This window comes from Streptomyces sp. NRRL S-37 (assembly GCF_000721605.1).
GTDB lineage: Bacteria > Actinomycetota > Actinomycetes > Streptomycetales > Streptomycetaceae > Streptomyces.
The window spans coordinates 1-2,369 of sequence record NZ_JOIZ01000063.1 but is presented as its reverse complement, the minus strand read 5'-3'; the positions used below and the strand labels follow the sequence as shown (position 1 = coordinate 2,369).

General features: G+C 72.7%; 1 protein-coding gene. It reads right to left on the bottom strand.

Annotated features, from left to right (window positions below):
* Positions 1 to 2,344: type I polyketide synthase (locus IH50_RS0136655; protein ID WP_234328336.1), on the bottom strand; the 2,344-nt coding region annotated here is incomplete at its 3' end.
* Positions 2,345 to 2,369: the final 25 nt, after the last annotated feature.

Genomic DNA, 2,369 nt, shown 5'->3' with positions numbered 1-2,369 from the left:
CTCGTCCCGGCCCAGACCCTCCAACCGCCAGTGTCCGGGTCATGCCCGCGTCCTGCGCCCACGGACCCCACACCAGCGACACCGCCGGCAGCCCCAGCGCACGACGCCGCCGCACCAGAGCATCCAGAAACGCGTTACCGGCCGCATAAGCCGACTGCCCCGCACTGCCGAACGTCCCCGCCACCGACGAGAACACCACGAACGCCGCAAGATCGAGGTCCTTGGTCGCCTCGTGCAGGTGCCAGGCCGCGTCCACCTTCGGACGCAGCACACCAGCCAGCCGCTCCCCCGTCAGCGACTCCACCACACCGTCGTCCAGCACACCCGCCGTGTGCACCACGGCCCGCACGGGGTGACGGCCCACCAGAGCGGCCACCGCGTCCGCGTCGGCCACGTCACAGGCTTCCACCGTCACCCGAGCACCCAGCCCGGACAACTCGGCGACCAGATCCTCCACACCCTCGGCGGCCGTACCACGACGGCTCACCAGCAACAGATCCCGCACACCATGCTCGACCACCAGATGCCGGGCCACGATCCGGCCCAGACCACCGGTGCCACCCGTCACCAGGACCGTGCCCCCGGCCACATCCCAGGCCGGAACACCCACGCCGGACGCTGAGGCCACCCGCGCCAGGCGAGGCACCAGCACCTCACCCCCACGCACCGCAACCTCGGCCTCGGTCTCACCCACCGCCAGGGCGGCCCCCAGCAGCTCAGCCGACAGCACCACCCCCGGCTCGACGTCCAGCAGACCGAACCGCCCCGGATGCTCCAGCGAGGCAGAACGCACCAGGCCCCTGACAGGGGCGTCCGTCAGTGCGCCCGTGCCGTCGGAGGCGTCGACGACGAAGATCAGCCGGGACGCGGCGAACCTCTCGTCCGCCAGCCACGACCGCACCAGCTCCAGGGCCCGAGCGGCCGCCTGGTGCGCCGACTCGACCACGTCCGGCAGGGAGTCCGTAACGGCGACCAGCACCGTGCCGGGCACTTCGTCCGCCGCCAGTGCTTCGAGGTCATCGGCAGTGACCCGGCCGTCGGCGCCGATCACGGCGAGGATCTCGTCACCGAGCAGTGCGACCGGTTCCGGGGAGAGGGTGCCGGTCACGGCACGGGCGGGCACCCAGTCCACGTGGTAGAGGGGCTTCGCGTTGTTCCCGGACCCGTTTCCGGCGGCCGAGGCGGACCGTACGACGAGGGACTCCACCGAGGCCACGGGCGCACCGGCCGGGTCGACCAGTTCGACGGCCAGGGAGTCGTCACCGGTCCTGGTCAGCCGGACGCGCAGGGCCGTGGCGCCGGACGCGTGCAGGCGCACGCCCTCCCAGGAGAAGGGCACACCGCCGAGCGGGGTGTCGTCACCGTCTTCGCCGACGAAGGCGAAGGAGGCGTGCAGGGCGGCGTCGAAGAGCGCGGGGTGGAGCCCGTAGGTGCCGCCGTCGACGTCGTCGAGCGCCACCTCGGCGAAGACCTCGTCGCCCCGGCGCCAGGCGGAACGCAGGCCCTGGAAGACCGGGCCGTAGCGGAGGCCGGCTTCGGCCAGTACGTCGTAGCAGTCGGTGACGTCGACCGGTCGGGCGCCCTCCGGGGGCCACACGGACACGTCGAAGCCGGAGTGCGCCACGGTCGTCGCGTCGGTCAGTGTGCCCGAGGCGTGCAGGGTCCAGGAGCCGCGTTCGTCGTCCGCGTCGTGGCGCGAGTGAACGGCGACGCTGCGGCGTCCCGCCTCGTCCGGCTCGCCCACGGTGACCTGGATGCGGGTACCGCCGTGGCCGGGCAGCACCAGCGGCGCGGAGAGGGTCAGTTCCTCGACCGTGTCGCAGCCGACCTCGTCGGCCGCGCGGATCGCCAGCTCCAGCAGGGCCGTGCCCGGCACCAGCACCGAGCCTTGTACCACGTGGTCGGCCAGCCACGGCTGTGACTGGAGCGACAGCCTGCCGGTGAGGACCACTCCGTCGGCGCCCGCCAGTTCGACGGCCGCCCCCAGGAGCGGGTGTCCCGGAGTTCCGAGGCCCGCGAGGCGGATGTCACCGGTGCCGGTGACGGATCCAGCAGGCCAGAAGTACTCGTGCTGGAAGGCGTACGTCGGCAGGTCCACGGGACGGCCGTCGGTGCCGTCGAGCACGGCAGCCCAGTCGGCGTGACCGCCACGGACGTACAGCTCGGCCAACGCCCGCAGGGCGGTGGCGATTTCCTCACGGTCCTTGCGCAGCACAGGTACGAGGAGGGCGTCGTCGCCGGCGCTCTCGCGGGCCATGCCGCTCAGCACCCCGCCCGGGCCCAGCTCCACGAACCGCGTGACACCCTCACCGACCAGGGAACGAACTCCGTCGGCGAAACGCACGGCCTCACGGACATGGGTCACCCAG